A 225-nucleotide genomic window follows, 5' to 3' on the forward strand; every position below is an offset into this window, starting at 1 on the left:
TTGGTACCTGCAGGGTGCCCTTACCGTCCGCATCAACGGTAACGGTGTAGATCGTGCCACCAACGTTAACTGTCAGGGTGGTCGCACCCTGCGGCGGATTGCTCAGCTGGAAGTTGAAGGTGACGTTTTCATCGCCTTCTTTCGCTGGCAGCGAGCTGACGGCCACAGTGGTGTTGTCGATAGTGTCTTCGACAGTCGCGGTATTGGTCGCGCCAGTCAGATCCA

Annotated in this window: 1 protein-coding gene; it reads right to left on the reverse strand. The window is 57.3% G+C overall.

All coding sequences use genetic code 11. The features are described from left to right. The coding region (locus tag F3J45_RS30675; protein WP_167070886.1) for a hypothetical protein at window positions 1–225 on the reverse strand (225 nt) is incomplete at both ends.

Source organism: Pantoea sp. Ap-967, assembly GCF_011752565.1.
Classification (GTDB): Bacteria; Pseudomonadota; Gammaproteobacteria; order Pseudomonadales; family Pseudomonadaceae; genus Aquipseudomonas.